This window comes from Methylocella sp., assembly GCF_044226135.1.
In the GTDB taxonomy this organism is placed as follows: domain Bacteria; phylum Pseudomonadota; class Alphaproteobacteria; order Rhizobiales; family Beijerinckiaceae; genus Methylocapsa.
Genome location: NZ_JBGAHM010000007.1, coordinates 98,616 through 119,490 on the forward strand (window position 1 = coordinate 98,616; position 20,875 = coordinate 119,490).

The 20,875-nt window shown below is 70.2% G+C and carries 15 protein-coding genes and 4 pseudogenes; 9 read left to right on the forward strand and 10 right to left on the reverse strand.

Annotation, left to right across the window (positions count from 1 at the left end; genetic code table 11):
- Positions 1-47: 47 nt before the first annotated feature.
- The 5 genes from ACILRB_RS05500 to ACILRB_RS05520 all read right to left on the reverse strand — a co-directional run bounded on the left by ACILRB_RS05500 (position 48) and on the right by ACILRB_RS05520 (position 7,218).
- Positions 48-815, reverse strand: coding sequence for an ABC transporter ATP-binding protein (locus ACILRB_RS05500; protein WP_395665293.1), 768 nt, complete (start codon positions 813-815; stop codon positions 48-50).
- Positions 803-1,606 (reverse strand): ABC transporter permease, encoded by an 804-nt coding sequence (locus ACILRB_RS05505; protein WP_395665294.1) that lies wholly within the window; start codon positions 1,604-1,606, stop codon positions 803-805. Before ACILRB_RS05505 ends, ACILRB_RS05500 begins: the two co-directional genes overlap by 13 nt.
- 10 nt (positions 1,607-1,616) lie before the next feature.
- Complete coding sequence (locus ACILRB_RS05510; protein ID WP_395665295.1) at positions 1,617-2,654, reverse strand: ABC transporter substrate-binding protein; 1,038 nt, start codon at positions 2,652-2,654, stop codon at positions 1,617-1,619.
- Positions 2,655-2,725: 71 nt separating this feature from the next.
- On the reverse strand, positions 2,726-4,009 hold the full coding sequence (locus tag ACILRB_RS05515) for an efflux RND transporter periplasmic adaptor subunit (protein WP_395665296.1): 1,284 nt from the start codon (positions 4,007-4,009) through the stop codon (positions 2,726-2,728).
- Positions 4,006-7,218: an efflux RND transporter permease subunit gene (locus ACILRB_RS05520; protein ID WP_395665297.1), complete on the reverse strand. Its 3,213-nt coding sequence runs from the start codon at positions 7,216-7,218 to the stop codon at positions 4,006-4,008. Before ACILRB_RS05520 ends, ACILRB_RS05515 begins: the two co-directional genes overlap by 4 nt.
- Before the next feature lie 200 nt (positions 7,219-7,418).
- On the opposite strand from ACILRB_RS05520, the gene ACILRB_RS05525 reads away from it, so the two are divergent.
- The 5 genes and pseudogenes from ACILRB_RS05525 (at position 7,419) to ACILRB_RS05545 (ending at position 11,837) form a co-directional block, all read left to right on the forward strand.
- The gene (locus ACILRB_RS05525) at positions 7,419-8,096 is read left to right on the forward strand and encodes a TetR/AcrR family transcriptional regulator (RefSeq protein ID WP_395665298.1); all 678 of its coding nucleotides are present in this window, start codon (positions 7,419-7,421) and stop codon (positions 8,094-8,096) included.
- A 151-nt stretch (positions 8,097-8,247) separates the two neighbouring features.
- Entirely contained in the window at positions 8,248-8,655 is a 408-nt protein-coding gene (locus ACILRB_RS05530; RefSeq protein ID WP_395665299.1) for a heme-binding protein, read from the forward strand.
- 37 nt (positions 8,656-8,692) lie between these two features.
- Complete coding sequence (locus ACILRB_RS05535; RefSeq protein ID WP_395665300.1) at positions 8,693-10,222, forward strand: mechanosensitive ion channel family protein; 1,530 nt, start codon at positions 8,693-8,695, stop codon at positions 10,220-10,222.
- Positions 10,223-10,251: 29 nt separating this feature from the next.
- Positions 10,252-11,266: pseudogene (locus ACILRB_RS05540) on the forward strand (zinc-dependent alcohol dehydrogenase family protein); the annotation flags it as partial.
- Between the two features lie 85 nt (positions 11,267-11,351).
- Positions 11,352-11,837: a DUF6790 family protein gene (locus ACILRB_RS05545; RefSeq protein WP_395665301.1), complete on the forward strand. Its 486-nt coding sequence runs from the start codon at positions 11,352-11,354 to the stop codon at positions 11,835-11,837.
- 788 nt (positions 11,838-12,625) lie between these two features.
- Here the strand turns inward: ACILRB_RS05545 and ACILRB_RS05550 are convergent.
- The 5 genes and pseudogenes from ACILRB_RS05550 to ACILRB_RS05570 all read right to left on the reverse strand — a co-directional run.
- Positions 12,626-12,913, reverse strand: a pseudogene (locus ACILRB_RS05550) (MlaD family protein); the annotation flags it as partial.
- 137 nt (positions 12,914-13,050) lie between these two features.
- A pseudogene (locus tag ACILRB_RS05555) lies at positions 13,051-13,791 on the reverse strand (ABC transporter ATP-binding protein); the annotation flags it as partial.
- 77 nt (positions 13,792-13,868) lie between these two features.
- Positions 13,869-15,010: pseudogene (locus ACILRB_RS05560) on the reverse strand (MlaE family lipid ABC transporter permease subunit).
- On the reverse strand, positions 14,950-16,941 hold the full coding sequence (locus tag ACILRB_RS05565; RefSeq protein WP_395665302.1) for a monovalent cation:proton antiporter-2 (CPA2) family protein: 1,992 nt from the start codon (positions 16,939-16,941) through the stop codon (positions 14,950-14,952). Before ACILRB_RS05565 ends, ACILRB_RS05560 begins: the two are co-directional and overlap by 61 nt.
- Positions 16,942-17,162: 221 nt before the next feature.
- Positions 17,163-17,666, reverse strand: coding sequence for a pyridoxamine 5'-phosphate oxidase family protein (locus ACILRB_RS05570; RefSeq protein WP_395665303.1), 504 nt, complete (start codon positions 17,664-17,666; stop codon positions 17,163-17,165).
- Positions 17,667-17,948: 282 nt separating this feature from the next.
- Here ACILRB_RS05570 and ACILRB_RS05575 point away from each other — a divergent pair, with 282 nt between their 5' ends.
- The 4 genes from ACILRB_RS05575 to ACILRB_RS05590 are packed head-to-tail and all read left to right on the forward strand — an operon-like array spanning position 17,949 to position 20,848.
- Entirely contained in the window at positions 17,949-18,224 is a 276-nt protein-coding gene (locus tag ACILRB_RS05575) for a hypothetical protein (protein ID WP_395665304.1), read from the forward strand.
- 24 nt (positions 18,225-18,248) lie between these two features.
- Positions 18,249-19,001: a metal ABC transporter ATP-binding protein gene (locus ACILRB_RS05580; protein ID WP_395665305.1), complete on the forward strand. Its 753-nt coding sequence runs from the start codon at positions 18,249-18,251 to the stop codon at positions 18,999-19,001.
- Between the two features lie 8 nt (positions 19,002-19,009).
- Positions 19,010-19,879: a metal ABC transporter permease gene (locus ACILRB_RS05585; RefSeq protein WP_395665315.1), complete on the forward strand. Its 870-nt coding sequence runs from the start codon at positions 19,010-19,012 to the stop codon at positions 19,877-19,879.
- A 33-nt stretch (positions 19,880-19,912) separates the two neighbouring features.
- A complete protein-coding gene (locus ACILRB_RS05590) occupies positions 19,913-20,848 on the forward strand; it encodes a metal ABC transporter solute-binding protein, Zn/Mn family (RefSeq protein WP_395665306.1) in 936 nt (311 codons plus the stop codon).
- The last annotated feature ends 27 nt before the right edge of the window (positions 20,849-20,875 follow it).

Here is a 20,875-nt window from a genome sequence, read left to right on the forward strand (position 1 = left end):
CGGATGATAAGCCGCGGCGCTTCGGACGCAAGCGGCTCAGGCCCGCTTCAGATCTCGAAGTCGACGATCTCGCTCACGCATTCGAGCGCGGCGCGGATCTCCTCGGCGAGGCCCCAGCTGCGCGGATCGGCGCGCTTGCGCGGCGCGGTCGGGGTCTCGAACGTTCCCTGCACGCGCGCCGGCGCGCCGGCGAGCACGATCACGCGGTCGGCGAGATAGATCGCCTCGTCGATGTCATGGGTCACGAACAGGATCGACTTGTGGGTCGCCTCGCGCAGGCGCAGCAGCTCGTCCTGAAGGTCGGCCCGCGTGATGGCGTCGAGCGCGCCGAAAGGTTCGTCCATGAGCAGCAGGTCCGGCTCGACGGCGAGCGCGCGGGCGAGGCCGACGCGCTGGCGCTGGCCGCCCGAAAGCTGGTGCGGATAGCGCCGCGCCTGCGGGCTGAGCCCGACGAGGTCGAGCGCGGCGGCGACGCGCGCCTCGATCTCGCGGCGCGCGAGGCCGAGCCCTTCGAGCCCGAAGGCGACGTTGCCGGCGACGCGCCGCCACGGCAGCAGCTTGGCGTCCTGGAAGACGAGCGCCATGCGGCGGCGCCCCGGCCGGTCGGGAATGTCGACGAGCGCTTCGCCGGCGCTCGGCGGCGCGAGCCCCATGAGCACGCGCAGCAGCGTCGACTTGCCGACGCCCGACGGCCCGAGCAGGGCGACGAATTCGCCGCGCTCGATCGAGAGGTCGCAGTTTTCGAGGATGCGCGTGCGCCCTGCGCCCTCGCCATAGGCGAGCGCGACGCCGCGCAATTGCGCTATGGGAGCCATGCGGTGAGCCTCCTGCGGGCCAGAAGGAACAGCATGTCGGTGACGGCGTAGAGCAGCGCCATGGTCAGCATGTAGACCACCACCACGTCGGTGGCGAGCAGGCTCGCCGCCTGCATCATGCGCGCGCCGACGCCCGGCACGCCGAACAGCTCGGCGGCGACGACCGACATCCACGCCTGGCCGAGCCCGGTGCGCACGCCAGCAAGCACGCCCGGCGTCGAGGCCGGCAGGGCGATCTTGAACAGCCGGCCGAAAAAGCCGCCATGGCCGAAGGCGCGCGCGACCTCCATCAGGTCGGGGCCGATCGCCTGCACCGCGCCGAAGGCGGCGTAAAAATTGATCCAGAACACGGCGATGGCGATGACGAAGGCCGCCGCCGCCGGGGTGAGGCCGAACCAGAGAATGGCGAAGGGCACCCAGGCGAGGCCGGGAATCGGCCGCAGCAGGCGCACCACGCCCGAAAACAGCGCCTCGACCGAAGGCGCGACGCCGCAGACGAGGCCGAAGGCGACGCCGAAAAAGGAGCCGAAGAAGACGCCGACGAGGTAATGCGACAGGCTGTTCCTGACCGCCGCGAGCCAGAAGCCGCCCGAAATCTCGTCGGCGAAGGCCTGCGGGATCTGGCTCGGCAGCGGGATCAGCGCGGTCATGGCCGGACTGATCCGCCCGGCCGCCTCCCACAGGCCGAAGAACAGCGCGAGGCCAAGCAGCGCGAGAAGATGAGGCCGCAGCGCGCCGGGCCGGATCAGGCGCCGGCCGGCGCCGGCCGCTGGAGCCTGCGCCAAGCTCATGGCTTGATCCTCATGGCGCGACGCGCCTGTAGAGGTCGAGGTCGAACAGCTCGGCGACCGGCGTCGCCCTGCGCACCACGCCGAGCTTGACCTGGAAGTCCTGCAGCTTTGCCACCGAATCGACGATCCGCGCCGGATCGGCGACGAAGGTTCCGCGCGAGCCCTTGAGGGCCGATTTGATCTGCGCCTCAGTGAGCAGGCCCGAGCCCAGCGCCGCGAGAATATGCGGCGCGGCCCTGTCGGGCTCGTTCTTCAAAAACGCCGTCGCGCGGATATGGAGCTTCAGGAGCTTTGCGCCGACGCCCGAGTCGATCAGCGCCTGCGGCTTGTAGAAGGCGAGCGCCGAGCCCGGCTGGTCGGGCATGAACTGATGGCCGTCGACGAGGATCTTGGCGTCCTTGACGCGGTCGAGCGCCACGGTCACGGCCGGCTCGCGCAGCACGGCGGCGTCGACGGAGCTCGCCAGAAAGGCCTGTTGCGCGGCGTCGATGTCGATGCTCGCGATGTCGACGCTTGCGGCGTCGACGCCCGTCTGTTCGAGCCAGTAGCGCAGCAGCGTGTCGGGCACGGAGCCCGCCGGCTGGGCGGCGAGCTTGGGCTTGCGCCCCTGCGCCTTCGTGAAGGCGGCGAAGGCGGCCTTCATGTCGCCGCCGGAGGCTTTCGCCGCCTCGACGAGCGCGCCGCGCCCGACGAGCTGGAGCTCCTCGATCGCGCCCGCCGCGACCACCTTGACGTCGACGCCCTTCGACCGCGCGACGAGCAGCGGCAGCACGCCGGCGAGATAGGCGTCGAGCTGGCCCGCGGCCAGCGCCTGCATCGCCTGCGGCCCCGAGCCGAAGCGGACGAGGTCGAGATCGAGCCCCTCGGCCTTCGCCCAGCCCTCGCCCTCGATGACGAACAGCTGCGACGAGCCGAGCACCGGGATGTAGCCGATCTTGATTTTGGTTTCGGCGGCGGCGGGCACGACGGCGGCGGGCAGGGCGGCGCAGGCCAAAGCCGCCGCCGCCGCGAAGGCCGCGTCGCGCCGTGTCAGTCGGAAAAAGCTCATCGGTCCCTCGCGTGCGGGCGCCCGAGCGGCCGGACGCAGGCTCCGGCTCTTATTTTAGCATATAAAACAAGTCAACTTTTCTGCGGAACCTCGGCCGCGGCCTCGACCTTCATGCCGTTCGCGGCGTTGGCCGGCGGGCTCAGGATGATGCGCTCGCCGGTTTTGAGGCCGGCGCGCACGTCGAGCGTCGCGCCATTGTCCTGGGCGACGTCGATCTTGCGCAGCTCGACCGTCCCGTCGTCGCGGATCACCGCGACCTGCAGCCCGTCCTTGCCGAAGATCACCGCCTGCGACGGCACCACGACGACCGAATAGGGGCGCGGCGCGGACAGTTCGACGAGGCTGTAGAGGCCGGGGCTCAAAATCCCGTCGGCGTTGTCGACGTCGATCTCGACGAGCAGGGTGCGCGTGCCGGGCGAGAGCGCGGCGGCGTTGCGCGCCACCCGGCCGGCGAAGACGCGGCCCGGCAGCTCGGCGACCGTGATCTTCGCGGGGTCGCCGTCCTTGAGGCCGAAGGCGGCGGATTGGGGCGCGAACACCTGCACGCGCAGCTTGTCGGCCCGCGCCAGCTGGAACAGCGGCGTGCCGCTCGCGGCGTCGGCCGTGACCAGGCTGCCGACGTCGATCAGGCGGTTGGTGACGACCCCGTCGAAGGGCGCGACGATCTGCTTGAATTCCGTCAACTGGCGCAGCCGGTTCACGGCCGCCTCCTGCGCCGCGACATTGGCCTTGGCGACGGCGACCTGGGCGACGCGCGATTCGAGCGTCAGCCGGTCGGTGTCGCCCTGCTGCTCGCTCGACCAGCCCTTGGCGACGAGGCGCGCCGTGCGCTGGTCGGTGAGCTTGCCGAGGTCGGCCGAGGCTTCGGCCTGCCGCACCGCCGCCTGGTTCTGGAGCAGCTGCGCCTTCGCCTGTTCGAGCTGGTGGTCGAGCTCGGGCGCGGCGATCACCGCCAGCACGTCGCCCTTCTTCACCTTTGAGCCGATGTCGACGCGCCGCTCGGCGATATAGCCGGTGGCGCGGGCATAGATGGTGGCGCTCTCGAACGGCGCCATATTGCCGGTGAGCAGCAGCTTGCGGGGCGCGGCGACCTCGGTCATCGTCGCCGCGCGCACGGTCGGGACGAGCGCCCGGCGCTCTTCGACCGCGGCGGCGGCGAGGCCGCTCCGGCTGGCGCGCGAGGCGGCGCCGACGGCGACGAGCCCGCCGACGGCGACGAGCGCGAAAGCGCCGAGAAGAAACGCGAGGCGGCGCCGGCTTTTTTCCTGGCGCGCGGTCTCGCAGAGCCCCGGGTCGGGCTGGCGCGCGTGGCCATGGTCCGTCTTGAAGCCGTCTTTGGGGGGAGCGCTGTTCATGACGCCGATCCTTGGGCGGCGGCGGCCGCGTGCGGGCCGGAGGCCTCGGCCGTCTCGCCCTGCGGCTCGACATGCTCGAAACGTCCGAAGAAGGAATACAGGAAGGGAACGAACAGCAGCGTGGTCAGGGTTCCGACCGCGACGCCGCCGATCACCGAGCGCGCGAGCACGGCGTTCTGCTCCGCGCCCGGGCCGCCGATCGCCATCGGCGCCATGCCGACGATCATCGCCGCCGCCGTCATCAGCACCGGGCGCAGCCTTGTCTCGCCGGCGAGCAGGGCGGCGTCATGCGCGCTCATGCCGAGCTGGCGCTGCTCGCGCGCGAAGGTGACGAGCAGGATCGAATTGGCCGAGGCGACGCCGATCGCCATGATCGCCCCCATCAGCGACGGCACGCTGAAGCTCGTGCCGGTGACATAGAGCATCAGCACGATGCCCGCCCCCGCGCCCGGCAGCGCGCAGATGACCGCGAGCGGATCGACGAAGCTCTGATAGTTCACCACCATCAACATATAGACGAACACCGCGGCGAACAGCAGGCCGAGCGTCAGATTGCCGAAGGCCGACTCCATGCTCTCGATCTGGCCGCGCAGCACGATGCGGTTGCCGGGCGTGAGCTCGGGCGAAAGCTCGGCGACGAGCTTTTTGAGGTCGGCCGCCGCCGAGCCGAGGTCGCGCCGCTGCACGCTGGCGTAGACGTCATAGACCGGCTGGATGTTCGAATGGGCGTAGACGGACTGCACCGAGCGGCGCTCCGCCGAGGCGATGTTGCCGAGCAGCGTCGGCACCGGCGTGCCGCTCGCGTCGACGCTGGCGGCGAGCGGCGTGTTGTCGAGCTGGTTCTTGGTGGCGATGCGGTATTCGGGCGTCTGCGCCGGCATGTAGTAGGGGATGCCGGTCCTGGGGTCCGACCAGAAGTTGGGCGAGACCTGCGCCGAGGACGACAGCGAGATGTTCAGGCTGTTCGCCGCCTGCTGCATGTTGAGGCCGAGCTGCTGCGCGCGCGTGCGGTCGATCGTGTAATAGAGCTGCGGCGCGTCGAGCTCCTGCTGGACATGCACGTCGGCGAAGCCCGGAAGCTCGTTCATGCGCTGCGCGAAAAGCTTCGCCACGCGCTTGTTGTTCTCGCGGTCGCGGCCCTGGATCTGGACGTCGATCTGGGTCGGCACGCCGAAGTTCAGAACCTGCGTCACGAGGTCGGCCGGCTGGAAGTAGAAGATCACGTCGGGGAAGGCCTTCGGCAGTTCGGCGCGCAGCAGGGCGACGATCTCCTCGGTCGGCCTGTGGCCCTCGCCGAGTTCGAGCTGGATCACGCCGTCGTTGACGCCGATCGCGCTGCCGTCGGTGAAGGCGAGATTGTAGACGCGCGCCGGCAGGCCGATGTTGTCGAGCGTGAGCTTCAGCTCATGCGGCGGCAGCAGGGCGCGGATCTTGTCCTCGACGTCCTGGAAGATCTGCTCGGTGCGCTCGATGCGGGTGCGCGCCGGCGCCCGCACATGCAGCTGGATCAGGCCCGAATCGACCTGGGGGAAGAAGTCGCGGCCGACGTCGAGCGCGAGCGCGCCGGCGCCAAGGACGACGGCGAGCGCGACGAGCGGCGTCGCGATCCTGCGCCGCAGGACGCCGGCGAGCAGCCAGGCGTAATAGCTGCGGAAGCGGTCGAAACCGGCGTTGAAGCGGTCGTGAAATCGCGTCAGCCAGTCCTTTTCGCCGCTGTGGCGCTGCGCGTGCTCCTTGCGCACGAGCAGCGAGATCATGATCGGGGTCAGCGTGCGCGAGATGCCGTAGGAGGCGAGCATGGCGAACACCACCGCCATGGCGAGCGGGGAGAACAGATAGCGCGCGGCTCCCTGCAAAAAGAACACGGCGACGAACACGCAGCAGATGGCGAGCGTCGAGATCAGCGTCGGCACGGCGATGCCGGCCGCGCCCTCGAGCACCGCCGTGTCGAAGTCCTCGCCCTCCTCGAGCAGCCGGTGGGTGTTCTCGATGGTCACCGTCGAATCGTCGACGAGGATGCCGACGGCGAGGGCGAGGCCGCCGAGCGTCATGGTGTTGATGGTCTGGCCGAGCGCCGAAAGGACCGCGATCGAGGTCAGGATCGACAGCGGGATCGACACCATGACGACGAGCGTCGAGCGCCATGAGCCGAGGAACAGGAGGATCATCGCGGCGGTGAGCCCGGCCGCGATCGCGCCCTCGTGCAGCACGGCCTCGATCGCGTGCTCGACGAAGGTCGACTGGTCGAACAGGAGCTTGATCTCCATGCCGGGCGGGGCGGCCTTCTGGATCTCGGGCAGGGCCGCCTTGACCCTGTTCACGACGTCGAGCGTCGAGGCGTTGCCGTTCTTGATGATGGTCAGCAGCACCGAGCGCTTGCCCTCCGCGCGCACGATGTTCTGCTGCACGGCCCAGCCGTCGCGCACATGGGCGACGTCGGATAAAAACACCGTCGCCCCGCCGTCCTTCTTGACCGGAATGTGGTTCAGGTCCTCGATCGAGGGCGCGGAGGCGTTGACCTTGACGATGAACTGCTGGTCGCCGAGCTTGACGTCGCCGGACGGCAGGGTGAGGCTCTGCGCGTTGACGGCGCGCAGCACGTCGTCGGGCGTGAGGCCGCGCGCGCTGAGCGCGTCGGGGTCGAGGTCGACCATGATCTGGCGGTACTTGCCGCCATAGGGCGTCGGCAGGGTGATGCCCGCAATGGGCGCGAGCGCCTGGCGCATCTGGTAGATGCCGTAGTCATAAAGCTGCTGCTCGTTGAGCCTGTCGGAGCTCAGCGAGAGCTGCAGCACGGGCGCCGAGGAGGCGTTGAACTGCACCACGATCGGCGGGTTGATGCCCGGCGGCATCAGCGCCCTGATCGAGTTTGACGCCGAAACCACCTGGGCGATGGCGAGGTCGACGTTCACATTGGGCTGGAAATAGATCTTCTCGACCGCGATCCCGGCCAGCGTCTGGCTCTCGATGTTGCGGATGTCGTTGACGTTGGAGCTGATCGAATATTCGCTATAGGTCGTGACCCGCGCCTCCATCTCGTCGGGCGTCAGGCCGGCGTATTGCCAGATGACGGTGACGACCGGGATGTTGACGTTGGGGAAGATGTCCTTCGGCGTCGTCAGGATCGCCGCCCCGCCGAGGAACAGCATCATCAGCGCCAGCACATAGAAGGTGTGGCGAAAACGCAGGGCGAAGGCGACGAGGCCCATGGCGGCTCCAGACCGTCGCGGCGCCCGGGAGCCGGCGCGCGCGGAAGAAAAGGCGGACGATTGGGCCCTGCGCCCCGCGCCCGGCCGAACGGCGAAGGCGGCCGGCCTCAGGCGAAGGGCATGGATTTTACGACAAGGCGGCGTACTGTATGGTACAGTACGCAACGCCGGACCGTCCATCCCGGATCGCTCAACTTTGAATGATGACCGCGCGGAACCCGCCCGCCGAACCCGCCTTTCCGCTTGACGACCCCGCGCCGGCGCGCGGCGGGGCGCGGCTCGCCGCCCGGCGCGCCGCCTTTCTCGCCGCCGCGCGCGCGGCCTTCGAGGAAAAAGGCTTCGCCGCGACCACGATCGAGGACGTGATCTCGCGCTCGGGCGGCTCGCGCCAGACCCTTTACGCGCTTTTCGGCGACAAGCAGGGCCTGTTCGAGGCGCTGGTCACGGAGATCTGCGAGACCATGCTCGTCGGCATGGCGCCGCAGGACCTCGAGCTCCTGCCGCTCGAGGAGGCGCTGGCCTTTTTCAGCGAACGCTATCTCGCCGCCGTCACCTCGCCCAAGGCGCTGGCGCTGCGCCGGCTGCTGATCGCCGAAAGCGCGCGCATCCCGGCGCTCGCCGAGCGCTACTGGGCGCGCGGCCCGGCCCGCACCCACGCCTTTCTTTCAGCCTTCATGGAGCGCCGGCGCGCCGGCGGCGAGCTCGCCGTGGGGGACGCCGGCGCGGCGGCCGCCCATTTCCTCGACATGCTGGCGGGCGGCGTGCGCCAGCAGTGCCTCATTGGCCTCAGGCCCCCGCCCGGGCCTGAGGAACGGCGCGCCCTCGCCCGCGCCGCGATCGCCCTGTTCCTGAACGGCGCGGCGCCGCGCCCGGCCTGAAAGCCGCCGCGCGCGGCGGCCGCCCCGGGGGGCGCGCAGATTTTGCGTCGCGTTCGTGCGAAACCGCTCCATTTTCGTTTTCGCTTCCCCTAAAAGGCGTAGGCTGCGCAAAGCGAATCCGACGCGCGGATGTCGAAGGGGCGACCGAAATATGTATCTCAAGAAGGCTCTTACTCTCGCCGACGCCAAAGCCATCGCCGCCGCGGCGGAGGCCGAGGCGCAGAAGAACGAATGGCGCGTGACCATCGCCATTCTCGACGAGGGCGGCAATCTTCTCTATCTGCAGCGCGCCGACGAGGCGCCGCCCGGCTCGATCGTCGTCTCGCAGGAGAAGGCGCGCACCGCCTTCCTGTTCAAGCGCCCGACCAAGGGCATCGAGGAGGCGGTCGCGGGCGGGCGGCTCGTCATGATGTCGCTGCCCGGCGCGACCCCGATCGAAGGCGGCCTGCCGCTGTTCAACCAGGGCTCGATCGTCGGGGCCATCGGCGTCTCGGGCGTGCAGTCGCCGCAGGACGCGCAGATCGCCTACGCCGGCGCGGCGGTCGCCGCCGAGCTCTGAGCGGCGCCATGGGCCGGCGGGCCGGGGGGACGCCAGGATGGAGACGACGCTTTCGAGCCTTCCCAGCCTTGGCGACCTTGCCGGCCAGTCCTCCTTCGCGGTCCTCTGCGCGGCTTTTATCCTTGGCTGCGGCGGGGCCGCGATCCTGCTCCTGCGGCGCGACGCGCCGGTGCGCCTCGCCGGCCGCATCGCGATGTTTGCGGCCTTCACCCTGCTTCTGCTCGGCCATGGCGTCACGCCCTATGAGCCGAACCTGTCCGCGCTTCGCCCGGCGCAGCGGCTTGGCGTCTATGTCGTGTCGGCGCTGTGGTGGGTCAGCCTCGCCCGCTGCGTCACCGGCGCCGCCGAGGTCTTCGTCATCTTCGAGCGCAAGCCGCGCGAAAGCCGCCTGTTCCGGCAGCTGATCGGCGTCCTCGTCTATCTCTGCGTCGTCGTCGCCATTCTCGGGCAATTGTTCGAGGTCCCGGTCGGCGCGGTGTTCGCGACCTCGGGGGCGGTCGCGATCATCCTCGGCCTCGCCCTGCAGAGCACGCTGTCCGACGTCTTCTCGGGCGTCGCCATCGGTCTTGGAGGCGCCTACCGCATCGGCGACTGGATCGCGCTCGACAATGGCGTCGAGGGCAAGGTCGTCGAGACCAACTGGCAGAACGTGCATCTGCTCACCGGAACGCATGACCTCGCGATCGTTCCGAACAGCGTCATGGCCAAGGCGCGCATCGTCAACCAGAGCTGGCCCGAGTCCGCGCGCGACGCCAAGCTCGTGGCGCGGCTGCGCCCGACCCTCCCCCCCGACGACGTCGTCGACATGGCGCGCGACGCGCTCGCGAGCTGCAACCTGATCCTGCATGATCCGGCGCCCGGCGTGGTGATCAGGTCGCTGAGCGCGACCGCGATCGAGCTCGAACTCAAGGGCCGGGCGCCCGACCGCACGCAGGTCGACGCCGCCCGCAACGAGATGTTCGACCATCTCTACCGCCATGTCGCGGCGGCGGGGCTGCGCTTCGCGCCCGAGGCCGGCGACGCCGCCCCGCCGCACGAGGCCGACGTCGCCGTCGACGCGGCGCGGCGGCTCGCCGGAAATCTGCCGCTGTTCGCCTCGCTGGCGCTCGAGGACCGCGCCGCCCTCGCCGCCAAGATGCGCCGGCGCGAATATGCGCCGGGCGACGAGGTGATCGGCCGCGGCGTCGTCGCCGACGCGCTCGGCGTGGTGCTGACCGGCGCCGTGGCCGTGATCGAGGGGCGCGACGGGCGCGAGCATGAGCTTGTGCGTCTCGGCTCCGGCGATTATTTCGGGGAGGACGGGCTTTTGCTCGGCGAGCCGCAGCATGGCGCGCTGCGCGCCGTGACCCGCGCGATCGTCTATGAGATCGGGGCCGAGGATCTCGCCCCGATCCTGCGCGAGCGGCCGGAGCTGTCGCGCGTTCTGGGCGAAGCTCTGGCGCGGCATCGCGCGATGCGGCAGAACGACGAGAGCGCCGCGGCCAGGCGCCGCTCCGAACATTCGGCGCGGCGCTTTTCCGACCGCATCAGGCAGCTTTTCGCGCTCGACCTCACCGACGCGCGCTGAAGGCGGGGCGCAAGGCTGGGAGGGCGCGGATGAAGGCCATGCTGTTCGAGGGCGTCGGGCGCCCGCTCGAAATGCGCGAGATCGACACCCCGACGCCCGGCCCGGGCGAGGTCCGCGTCAAGGTCTCGGCCTGCGCCGTCTGCCGCACCGACCTGCATGTGATCGACGGCGAGCTCGACCATCCCAAGCTGCCGCTCGTGCTCGGCCATGAGATCGTCGGGCGGATCGACGCGCTCGGCGAGGGCGTGTCGGGCTTCAGGGCCGGCGACAGGGTCGGCGTGCCGTGGCTCGGCTGGACCTGCGGCGAATGCCGCTTCTGCCGCTGCGGCCGCGAGAACCTGTGCGAAAAGGCGCGGTTCACCGGCTATGACGTCGACGGCGGCTATGCGCAATTCGCGCTCGCCGACGCGCGCTATGTCTTCCCGCTGCCCGAATTCTATTCCGACGCCGAGGCCGCGCCGCTGCTCTGCGCCGGGCTGATCGGCTACCGCACGCTGCGCCTCGCCTTCGAGGCCGAGCCCGACCTTGTGGGCGAGGGGCGCCGGCTCGGCATTTATGGCTTCGGCGCGGCGGCGCATATCGTCGCCCAGGCGGCGCGCCATCTCGGCTTCGAGATCTACGCCTTCTCGCGGCCGGGCGACGACGCGGCGCAGGCCTTCGCGCGCGCCTGCGGCGCGGTCTGGGCCGGACAGTACGCAGCCTGCGCCAAAACCCTTGACGCGGCGCTGATCTTCGCCCCCGTCGGCGCGCTCGTCCCGACCGCGCTCAAGGCGGTCGCGCGCGGCGGCTGCGTGTGCTGCGGCGGCATCCACATGAGCGACATCCCGGCCTTTCCCTACGCCGATCTCTGGGAGGAGCGCGTGATCCGCTCGGTCGCCAATCTGACGCGCCGCGACGCCGATAGAGTTTCTGGCGCTGGCCCTGAAGGTTCCGACGCGCGCCGAGACGGTGCTGTACCGGCTCGAGGAGGCCAACGAGGCGCTCGACGATTTCTGCGGCAGGGCTGGTTTCCGGCGCGGGCATTTTCTTTACGCAGCTTTGATTTGCGCCGCGCGCGCTTGTTTAACGCTCCATCTCTTAACCAGCCGCCGGCAAAACATCAGCGCGCCGCGCCTTCGAGACGCAAGCCATGAGCCTTTCCGAGATCATTCGCCTCGTTCTCCAGAACGTCGCGCCCATCCTGTTCGTCATCGCCCTCGTCGTCGCGGGCTTCGACCGCGGCAAGCCGGTCGCCGACCGGCTCCTGTCCTGGCTTCTGCTGCTGCCGATCGGCCTCGGCGGGCTGTGGAGCGCCTATTTCCACCTGTTCCAGCCGGAGCTCGCCGCCCGCGCCATCGGCTGGATCGACAGCCCGTTCCAGTTCGAGGTGGGCATGGCCGACCTCGCCATCGGGCTTGCCGGCTGCTTCGGCTTTTTCGCGAGCTTCGGCTTTCGCGCCGCCGTGACGCTGATCACGGCGGTGTTCCTGCTCGGCGACGGCGTCGGCCATGCGCGGCAGATGATCGTCGCGCGCAATTTCGCGGTCGACAACGCCGGCCCGGTGTTCTGGTTCGACCTGATCCTGCCGGTCCTGGCCCTCGCCGCGCTGTTTTTTTCGCGCAAATCGAGGAAGTAGGGGCGGCTATCGCCCCGAATATTCGGGGATCTGCTGGCGCTTGCCGAAGATGAACTGCTGCGGGTTCTGCTCGATCGAGCGGATCGCCTGCGACAGGAGCCGAGCGTGCGCCGCCCGTCGGCGGCGAGCGCCTGATATTCGCGCAGGCCCTGGTTCGAGAAGCGCGAGAGATTGCCGCCGATGTCCTTCCAGCTGCGGTTGACGTTGTCGGCGAGCTGGCGCACCGAGGCCGCCGCCTCGGCGACCTGGGCGAAGGCGCCCTTGTTGTCGCCGGTCGCGAGGAAGCCGTTGAGATTGGTCAGCACGCTGTCGACCTTGTCGGCGGCGGCGTTGAGCTTGGCCGAAAGCTCGCCGAAATTGGCGACGATCGCCTTGACCTCCTTGGGGTCGACCGCCTTGACCACGGCGTCGGCGTCGCCGGCGAGCGATTCGAGCCGCGCGGTCAAAGGTTTGATCGCCCGCCCGACCTCGCTCATCGTGCCGAGGAAATCATTGAGCCCTTCGGAATTGGCGGCGAGCGCGTCGGTGAATTTCTGAAGATTGTGGATCGAGGTGGTGATCGAGCCCGAATTGGCGTCGAGCACCTTGTTGGTGCGGTCGAGAAATTCGCTCGCCTGGCCGGCGATGCGCCGCGCGCTGGCGATCAGGTCCTGGAACTCCGAGGGCTCGGCGACGATCACCGGCGGGCCCCCCTTCGGCGGCGGCTTGAGGGCCGGGGCGCTCTCCGATCCGCCCGAAAGCGCGATGTTGGCGACGCCGGTCAGGCCGGTGGTTTCGAGCCGCGCCTTGGTGTCCGTGCGGATCGGCGTGTCGGCGTCGATCTCGATCAGGGCGTAGACCTTGCCGGGGCTCTCGGGCTCGAAGTCGATCTTGGTGACCGAGCCGACGCGAACCCCGTTGAACAGCACGCCGGCGCCTTTCGAGAGGCCCGAGACCGAGCCCGTGAACACCACTTTATAGACGCTGCGCGCCGCGCCCTGGTCGCCGCTCGCAAACCACAGCACGAAGCCGAAGGCCGAGGCGATCACCGCCACGACGAAGGCGCCGATCAGGGCGTAATTGGCGCGTGTCTCCATTTCGTCCTTCGCTCGTTGCGCGCGCCTTGCGGCGCCTTGTCCTTGCCGCTTGCGCGTCTTGCGGAGTCAGCGCTCGCCCGCAGCTTCGGCGCGGTCCGCAGCCTTCGGCGCGGACCGCGGCGCGCCAGCCGGGGGTCGAGCTGGCGCGCCCGCTTGCCGTGGAAATAGGCGCGCAGCCACGGATGGTCCGACGCCAGCATGTCGTCGATCGCGCCGGTCGCGATCACCCTGCGGTCGGCGAGCGCGGCGATGCGGTCGCAGATCGAATAGAGGCTGTCGAGGTCATGGGTCACCATGAACACCGTCAGGCCCAGCGTTTTTTGCAGCGTCGCGATGAGATCGTCAAATTCGGCGGCGCCGATCGGGTCGAGGCCCGAGGTCGGCTCGTCGAGGAACAGGAGCTCCGGGTCGAGCGCCAGCGCGCGGGCCAGCGCCGCGCGCTTGACCATGCCGCCCGAAAGCTCGGAGGGAAATTTGTCGGCCGCGTCGAGGGCGAGGCCGACGAGCTCGATCTTGAGCATGGCGAGGTCGTCGGCGAGGCGGGCCGAGAGCTTCAGATGCTCGCGCATCGGCGCCTTCACGTTCTGCTTGACGGTCAGCGACGAGAACAGCGCGCCGCCCTGGAACATGACGCCGGTGCGCTGCTCGAGCGCCAGGAACGCGTCATGCGAGATCCTGTCGAGATCCTCGCCAAACAGCTCGATCGTGCCGGCGCGCTTGGGGATGAGGCCTAGAATGGTGCGCGTCAGCACCGATTTGCCCTGGCCCGAGCCGCCGACGAAGCCCATCACCTCGCCGCGCCTGACGTCGAGGTCGAGCCCGTCGAGCACCAGCCTGTCGCCGAAGCCGACTTTCAGGCCGCGCACGCGGATCGCGATCTCGGGCGCGGCCGCGCGCGGCGCGTGCTGTTTGCCGCCGCGGCGGAGCGAGAAGGAAGGAGCCGCATCGGAGCCGCCTAGAATTTGATCGCGGCGAAAAACACCGCGAAGAAGCCGTCGAGCACGATGACCATGAAGATCGACTTGACCACGGAGGCCGTGACCTGGCGCCCGAGCGATTCCGCCGAGCCCTCGACCGCCATGCCCTCCATGCAGGCGATGAGGCCGATGATGAGCCCCATGAACAGGGCCTTGATGAGGCCGGAGAAAAACGTGCGCGGCGCGATCGAGTCCGGCAGCATGGCGAGGAAGCTCCCGGGCGAGATGTCGCCATAGACCCAGGCGACCAGAATGCCGCCGGCGAGCGCCGACATGTCGGCGATGAAGGTCAGGAGCGGCAGGGCGATGACCAGCGCGAGCAGGCGCGGCGCGATCAGCACGTCGACCGGGCGCAGGCCCATCACCACCAGCGCGTCGATCTCCTCGCGCATCTTCATCGAGCCGAGTTCGGCGGTGATCGCCGAGCCCGAGCGGCCGGCGATCATGATCGAGGTCAAGAGCACGCCAAGCTCGCGCAGGATCAGGATGCCGAGCAGGTCGATGACGAGGATCTTGGCGCCGAAGCGCTGCAGCTGGAAGATGCCCTGCTGCGCCACGATCGCGCCGACGAGAAAATTGATCAGCACGATGATCGGCACGCCGCGGAAGGCGATCTTCTCCATCTGGGCGACGAGCGCGGTGCCGCGGAAACGGCCGGGGCTCGTCAGGCTGCGCCCGATCGAGGCGACGGATTCGCCGAGGAACTCGACGCCGCGGTAAAGGTCGCGCCCGGCCTCGACGACGCTTTCGCCGACGTCGGCGAGCAGCGTCGTCAGATAGAAGCCGCGCCGCGGAGCGGGCTCGTCGAAGACGCGGTAATGGGCTTCCTTGAGCAGGATGTCGACCTCGGGCCGCACGCCCGAAAAGCGCGTCGCGACGCCCTTGTCGTCGAGCTCGCGGCGGACGCGGTCGACGAGCCAGGCGCCCGCCGTGTCCATGCGCTGCACGCCGGAGAGGTCGAGCACGGCCTCGCGCGCGCCCCGGCGGCGGCGGCGACGAGGCCGGCCGCGCCCGTCTCGATGCCGGCGCAGGCGTCGAGCGACCAGTGGCCGGCGAGCTTCAGGCGCGCCTCGGCGCCCTCGCGCCCGCTCGAAAAGGTCGGGCCTTCGGCAGGCTCCATCGATGTCCGCTCCGGAGTTTCACGCGCGCGGCGCTCGCCGGCGCGTCTCGGCGCGACAGGATGTAGCCGCGCGCGCGGCCCAAGTCGAGGGCGGGCAAGTCGAGGGCGGGCAAGTCGAGCGCGCCTGAGCCGGGGCGCGGCCGCCAGCGCGGATTTTCGCGCAAGGGGGCGTTGCCGAAGATGAGGTCGCGCCCGGCGAACAGGCCGCCCGAGATTTCGAGCGCGAAGCGCTCGGCGTCGCGCCGGCGCGCCTCGGCGACGATGCGCTGGACCTCCTCGGCGTCGACGCCAAGCCTTGCGAGCGCCTCCCCGCCGAGCTTCAGGGCCGATTCGAAGGTTTCGCGGATCTGGTAGTCGACCCCCGCCTCGACGAGCTTGACGGCGTGGCGCCGGTCGAAGGCGCGCGCGGCGATGAGCGCGTGCGGGAATTCGGACTTGACCAGCTCGACGATTTTCAGCGCGGCCTCGGGGTCGTCGATGGCGACGACGACGAGCGCGGCCTCGGCCGCGCCGGCCGCGTGCAGGATGTCGAGCCGCGTGCCGTCGCCGTAATAGACCTTGAAGCCGAAATCCTCGGCGGCGCGGATCGACTCGGCGTCGAGGTCGATGATCGAGACCGAGCAGCCGAGGCCGAACAGCGGCTGGCTGACCACCTGGCCGACGCGGCCGAAGCCGATGAGCACGGCCCGCGACGAGAGCTTTTCGGCGATTTCGAGCCCGTCGGTCGAGGGCGCGGCCCGCGGCAGCAGGCGGTCGTGCAGGATCACGATCAGCGGCGTCAGCGCCATCGAGACGATGATCGTCGCCGACAGGATCGCCTCGCTCTCGCGGTCGATCACGCCGACGGCGGCGGCGGCGGCGTAGAGCACGAAGGCGAATTCGCCGCCCTGCGCCATCAGCGCGGCGCGCTCGATCGCCTCGCGGTTTCCCGCCCCGAAGACGCGGCCGACGGCGTAGACGCCGAGGCTCTTGAGACTCATGAAGGCCACGACCGAGAGCGCGACGAGGCCGGCATGGGCGGCGATGACCGAAAGGTCGAGCGCCATGCCGACGCCCATGAAGAACAGGCCGAGCAGCAGGCCGCGGAACGGCTCGACGTCGGCTTCGAGCTGGTGGCGGAAGGCCGATTCCGACAGCAGCACGCCGGCGACGAAGGCCCCCATGGCCATGGAGAGGCCGCCGAGCTGCAAGAGCACCGCCGCGCCGAGCACGACGAGCAGCGCCGCAGCCGTCATGGATTCGCGCGCCTTGGCCGCGGCGAGCAGGCGAAACAGCGGGTTGAGCAGCCACCGGCCGACTGCGACCAGCGCCGCGATGGCGGCGAGGCCGATCGCCACGCTTTCGAGCCGCTGCGCGAGCGTGGTCGTCTCGCCGCCCGGCGCAAGGAAGGTCACGAGCGCGAGCAGCGGCACGATGATCAGGTCTTCGAGCAGCAGGATCGAGACGATCCTTCGCCCCTTCGGCGAGCCGATCTCGCGGCGCTCCTCGATCATCTGCATGACGACGGCGGTCGAGGTCAAAACGAAGCCCGCGCCGGCGACGAAGGACTGGCCCGGCGGATAGCCGAGCGAGAGGCCGACGAGCGCGAGCAGCGCGGCGCAGACGCCGACCTGCGCGACGCCGAGGCCGAAGATCTCGCCGCGCATCGCCCACAGCCGCGAGGGCTGCATCTCGAGGCCGATGATGAACAGGAACAGCACGACGCCGAGCTCGGCGACATGCAGGATCGATTCGGGGTCGGTGAACAGGCGCAGGCCGTAAGGCCCGATGACGAGGCCCGCCGCGAGATAGCCGAGCACCGAGCCGAGGCCGAGCCGCTTGAACAGCGGCGCCCCGACCACCGCCGCCCCGAGCAGCGCGACCACATGAAGAAGGTCGACGCCATGGCCCGCCGCCGCCGCGGCCTGCGCCGCCGCTTCCGCCGCCGCCATGCCTCAGCGCCCCGCGCGGCGCGCGCGCGCCGCGCCGGCGAGGCGCGAAAAATCATTGAAGCGGTCCTGACAGCGTTCGCTCATGAGGCGTCTCCGAATCGCTTCGCGCCGACATCTAAAGCGGCAAAGCGTGGTCGGAGCAAGTCCGGCGGGCCCGGCCCGCCCGGCCCCTCGAAAAGCCGGCCGCGCCGGCGGGCGGCGTCCTCAGCGCCTCGCGCCCGTCACAGCGCGAGGTCGGCCTTCACGCCGACCTCGGGCAGGGTCTTCGTCAGATTGGCCTTCGCGATCTCATAGGCGAAGCCGAGCGCGCCGCTTTTTGCGATCCACAGCCGCGCCTCGGCGGGATCAAGGCGCAGCAGGCCGAGCTCGGGATCGTCCTTGCCGCCCGGATGCCAGGCGGCCACATAGGGCGACCAGAATTCGTCCACGGCCGCGCGGTCGCGGGCGACGGCGAGGCGGCCGAGGACGCAGGCCTGGAATTTTCCGTCGCTCGCCATCAGGCAGGCCATGGCGTCGCGTCCGGCGCCGGCGTCGCGATAGAGGTCGGTCGATGTGTGGGTGAAGAACCAGAACGGGCCGCCGCCCTCGCGCACGAAGGCGGCCATCGGCTGCATGTGGCCGGCCTTCTCGCCGACAAGGCCCAGCATGACGATGCGCGCGTCGGCGCGGACTTCCGCGTAAAGCCGCTCGCGAAGCTCGTCTTGAGAAAATTCCGCTTCCGTCATCGGGCGTGCTCCCTGTTTCGCCGGCGGCGCAACGCGGCGGCGCGCCGCCCGTTCCGGCCCGGCGCGGCTTATCGCGGCGAGACGGCGCTCCGCCGCCCGTCCGGGCTCTCGGACCGGAGGGGCCCGACGCCATCCGCGCGGCGCGGGGCCTCGCCTGAGGCGCGCCTCTTCACGTTTTCCTCAGCGCGCGACGCTTGACGCGGGCGGAGCCGGTTCTTAAGGTTATTTTATAACGTTCAGGGCGCTCCGCCCCGACCGCGGCTCTCGACGCAGGCGTCTTTCATGTCGGCCGAAACAAGCCTCTCTCCCGAGCCCCGCCTGCTGGAGCGCGGCCTTTCGACGGCGGCCCTCGCCCTGGCCCCGGCGTCCGCGACGCTTTCGACCGCGCCGTCCTCTCGCCCGACGCTCCGCCGTTCGCTGTTTCGCCGTTCGCTGTTTCGCCGCGCGACGTTCGACCGCTCGGCGCTGGCCGCCTCCGCCTCGGCGCGCCTTCTCGCCGTCGCCGGCCTTCTCGCCGCGCTCTGGCTGCTGGTCGCCTGGGCGGCCGCGCTGCCATGAGCGCGCCGTCATGAGCGCGCCGTCATGAGGGGCGCCGCGGGGGCGAGCATCCGCGTCGAGGGGCTTTGCGTCGCCTATGGCGGCAGGACCGCCCTGCGCGACGTCTCGGGCGTCTTCGCGGCGTCGAGCATGACCGCCGTCGTCGGGCCGAACGGCTCGGGCAAGTCGACCCTGCTCAAGACGATGATGGGCCTGTTGCGGCCCTCGTCCGGGCGCGTCGTCTGGAGCGGCGCGCGCCCGCGCGAGGCGGCCTATCTGCCGCAGGCGGCGGAGATCGACCGCAGCTTTCCCATTTCAGCGCAGGACGTGGTGCTGCTCGGCGCCTGGCGGCGCGCGGGCCCGTTCCGCCGCGTCGACGCGGCGGGGGCGGACGCCGCCCGCGAGGCGATCGCCGCCGTCGGCCTCACGGGGCTCGAGGCGCGGCCGATCGGCGAGCTGTCGACCGGCCAGCTCCAGCGCGTCCTGTTCGCGCGGCTGATCGTGCAGGACGCGCCGGCGATCCTGCTCGACGAACCTTTCGCCGGCGTCGACGCGCGCACCACGCGCGACCTCGTCGCCGTGGTCAGGCGCTGGCGCGGCGAGGGACGCACCGTGGTCGCCGTGCTGCACGACCTCGACCAGATCCGCGCCGAATTCCCCGAGGCGCTGCTGCTCGCGCGCGAAAAAATCGCCTGGGGCCCGACCGCGGAGGCGCTGGATCCCGAGCGTCTCAGGCGCGCGCGCGTCGTCTCGGACGGCTGGGACGAGCCCGGCGCCGGCGGCGCGACCGCCGCGTGACCTTTGGCATGACCCTGCACGCGCTTCTCGTCGCGCCCTTCGCCGAATTCGGCTTCATGCGCCGGGCGCTCGTCGCCTGCGTCGCGCTCGGCGTCGGCTCGGGGCCGATCGGCGTGCTGCTGATGCTGCGCCGCATGAGCCTCGCCGGCGACGCCATGAGCCATGCGATCCTGCCCGGCGCGGCCGTCGGCTTTCTCGTCGCCGGGCTGTCGGCGCCGGCCATGGGGCTCGGCGGCATGGCCGCGGGGCTCGGCGTCGCCTTCGCCTCGACCTTCGTCAGCCGCTCGACCATCCTGCGCGAGGACGCGAGCTTTGCGAGCTTCTACCTGTTCTCGCTCGCGCTCGGCGTGCTGATCGTGTCGCTGCGCGGCTCGAACGTCGATCTCCTGCATGTGCTGTTTGGCGCCATTCTGGCGATCGACGCGCCGGCGCTCGTCATGATCGCGGCGATCGCCTCCGTGACCGCGCTCATTCTCGCGCTCGTCTACCGGCCGCTCGTGGTCGAATGTTTCGATCCGGGATTTCTGCGCGCGGTCGGAGGCGGGGGGTCGCGCCATCATCTGCTTTTCATGGTGCTGGTGGTCGCCAATCTCGTCGCCGCCTTCCAGGCGCTCGGCACGCTGATGGCGGTCGGGCTGATGATGCTGCCCGCCGCCGTCGCGCGGCTGTGGACGGCGTCGCTGCCGATGATGATGGCGGTGGCCGCGGCGACCGCCGCGCTGTCGGGCTTCGTCGGCCTCGTCGCCTCCTACCATTTGAACCTGCCGTCGGGGCCGGCCGTCATCCTGACCGCGAGCCTGTTCTATTTTCTCTCGATCTTGTTCGGCCGCGGCGGCCTCGCATGGCGCGCGCTGGCGCGCCCCTCGCCCGCGGCCTGAGCGCGCCCTTTCCGCGAAAAAAGGAGGCTTTTCATGTCGTTCGGACCCCTGTCGTTCAGGCGTTTCTCACGACGCGGCCGGGGCGCCGCGGCGCTCGCCGCGGCGCTCGTCCTCTCGCTGTCCATGCCCGCCGCGGCCAGGACGCTCGAAGTGGTCGCCTCCTTCAGCGTGCTCGCCGACATGGCGCGCGAGGTCGGCGGCGACCATGTCCATGTCACGAGCCTCGTGCCGCCGAACGGCGACCCGCATGAATTCGAGCCGACGCCCGACGACGCCAAGCGGCTCAGGGGCGCCGACGTGGCGCTGACCAGCGGCCTTGGCCTTGAGGGCTGGTTCGCCCGCCTCGCCAAAGCCTCGGGCTACGCGGGCAAGCCGGTCGTCGCCTCGGACGGGATCAGGCCGCTGAAGATGGACGAGGACGGCGCGGTCGTCGCCGACCCGCATGTCTGGAACGCCATTCCCAACGCGCTGGTCATGACCAGGAACATCGAGGCGGCGCTGAGCGCGGCCGCGCCCGGGGACGCGGCGGCGTTCAAAAAGAACGCCGAAGCCTATGAGGCCAAGCTGAAGGCGCTCGACGCCTATGCCCGCGCCGAGATCGACGCCATCCCGAAAAACAGCCGCAAGGTGCTGACGACGCATGACGCGCTCGGCTATTTCGGCGCGGCCTATGGCGTCGAATTTCTTTCGCCGCTCGGGATCACGACCGGCAAGGACCCGTCCGCCGCGCAGATGGCGAAGCTCATCCGCCAGATCAGGGCCGAAGGGGTGCGCGTCTATTTCTTCGAGAACTCCAGCGACCCGCGCCTCGTGAGGCAGATCGCCGCGGCGACCGGCGCGCAGCCGGGCGGCGAGCTTTACGTCGAATCGCTTTCGGGGCCGGACGGGCCCGCGCCGACCTACGCCGCCATGTTCAGATACAACGTCGACACGCTCGTCGCGGCGATGAAGGCCGCGCAGAAATCGTGAACCGACGGCGCGGCCTCGGGGTCCCGC

Coding starts and splice junctions, on each gene's coding strand:
- ACILRB_RS05565 (WP_395665302.1), bottom strand. CDS start 16,941: ATGGCGGCGGCGGAAGCGGCGGCGCAGGCCGCGGCGGCGGCGGGCCAT.
- ACILRB_RS05590 (WP_395665306.1), top strand. CDS start 19,913: ATGTCGTTCGGACCCCTGTCGTTCAGGCGTTTCTCACGACGCGGCCGG.
- ACILRB_RS05520 (WP_395665297.1), bottom strand. CDS start 7,218: ATGGGCCTCGTCGCCTTCGCCCTGCGTTTTCGCCACACCTTCTATGTG.
- ACILRB_RS05500 (WP_395665293.1), bottom strand. CDS start 815: ATGGCTCCCATAGCGCAATTGCGCGGCGTCGCGCTCGCCTATGGCGAG.
- ACILRB_RS05525 (WP_395665298.1), top strand. CDS start 7,419: ATGATGACCGCGCGGAACCCGCCCGCCGAACCCGCCTTTCCGCTTGAC.
- ACILRB_RS05545 (WP_395665301.1), top strand. CDS start 11,352: ATGAGCCTTTCCGAGATCATTCGCCTCGTTCTCCAGAACGTCGCGCCC.
- ACILRB_RS05570 (WP_395665303.1), bottom strand. CDS start 17,666: ATGACGGAAGCGGAATTTTCTCAAGACGAGCTTCGCGAGCGGCTTTAC.
- ACILRB_RS05580 (WP_395665305.1), top strand. CDS start 18,249: ATGAGGGGCGCCGCGGGGGCGAGCATCCGCGTCGAGGGGCTTTGCGTC.
- ACILRB_RS05530 (WP_395665299.1), top strand. CDS start 8,248: ATGTATCTCAAGAAGGCTCTTACTCTCGCCGACGCCAAAGCCATCGCC.
- ACILRB_RS05505 (WP_395665294.1), bottom strand. CDS start 1,606: ATGAGCTTGGCGCAGGCTCCAGCGGCCGGCGCCGGCCGGCGCCTGATC.
- ACILRB_RS05575 (WP_395665304.1), top strand. CDS start 17,949: ATGTCGGCCGAAACAAGCCTCTCTCCCGAGCCCCGCCTGCTGGAGCGC.
- ACILRB_RS05515 (WP_395665296.1), bottom strand. CDS start 4,009: ATGAACAGCGCTCCCCCCAAAGACGGCTTCAAGACGGACCATGGCCAC.
- ACILRB_RS05535 (WP_395665300.1), top strand. CDS start 8,693: ATGGAGACGACGCTTTCGAGCCTTCCCAGCCTTGGCGACCTTGCCGGC.
- ACILRB_RS05510 (WP_395665295.1), bottom strand. CDS start 2,654: ATGAGCTTTTTCCGACTGACACGGCGCGACGCGGCCTTCGCGGCGGCG.
- ACILRB_RS05585 (WP_395665315.1), top strand. CDS start 19,010: ATGACCCTGCACGCGCTTCTCGTCGCGCCCTTCGCCGAATTCGGCTTC.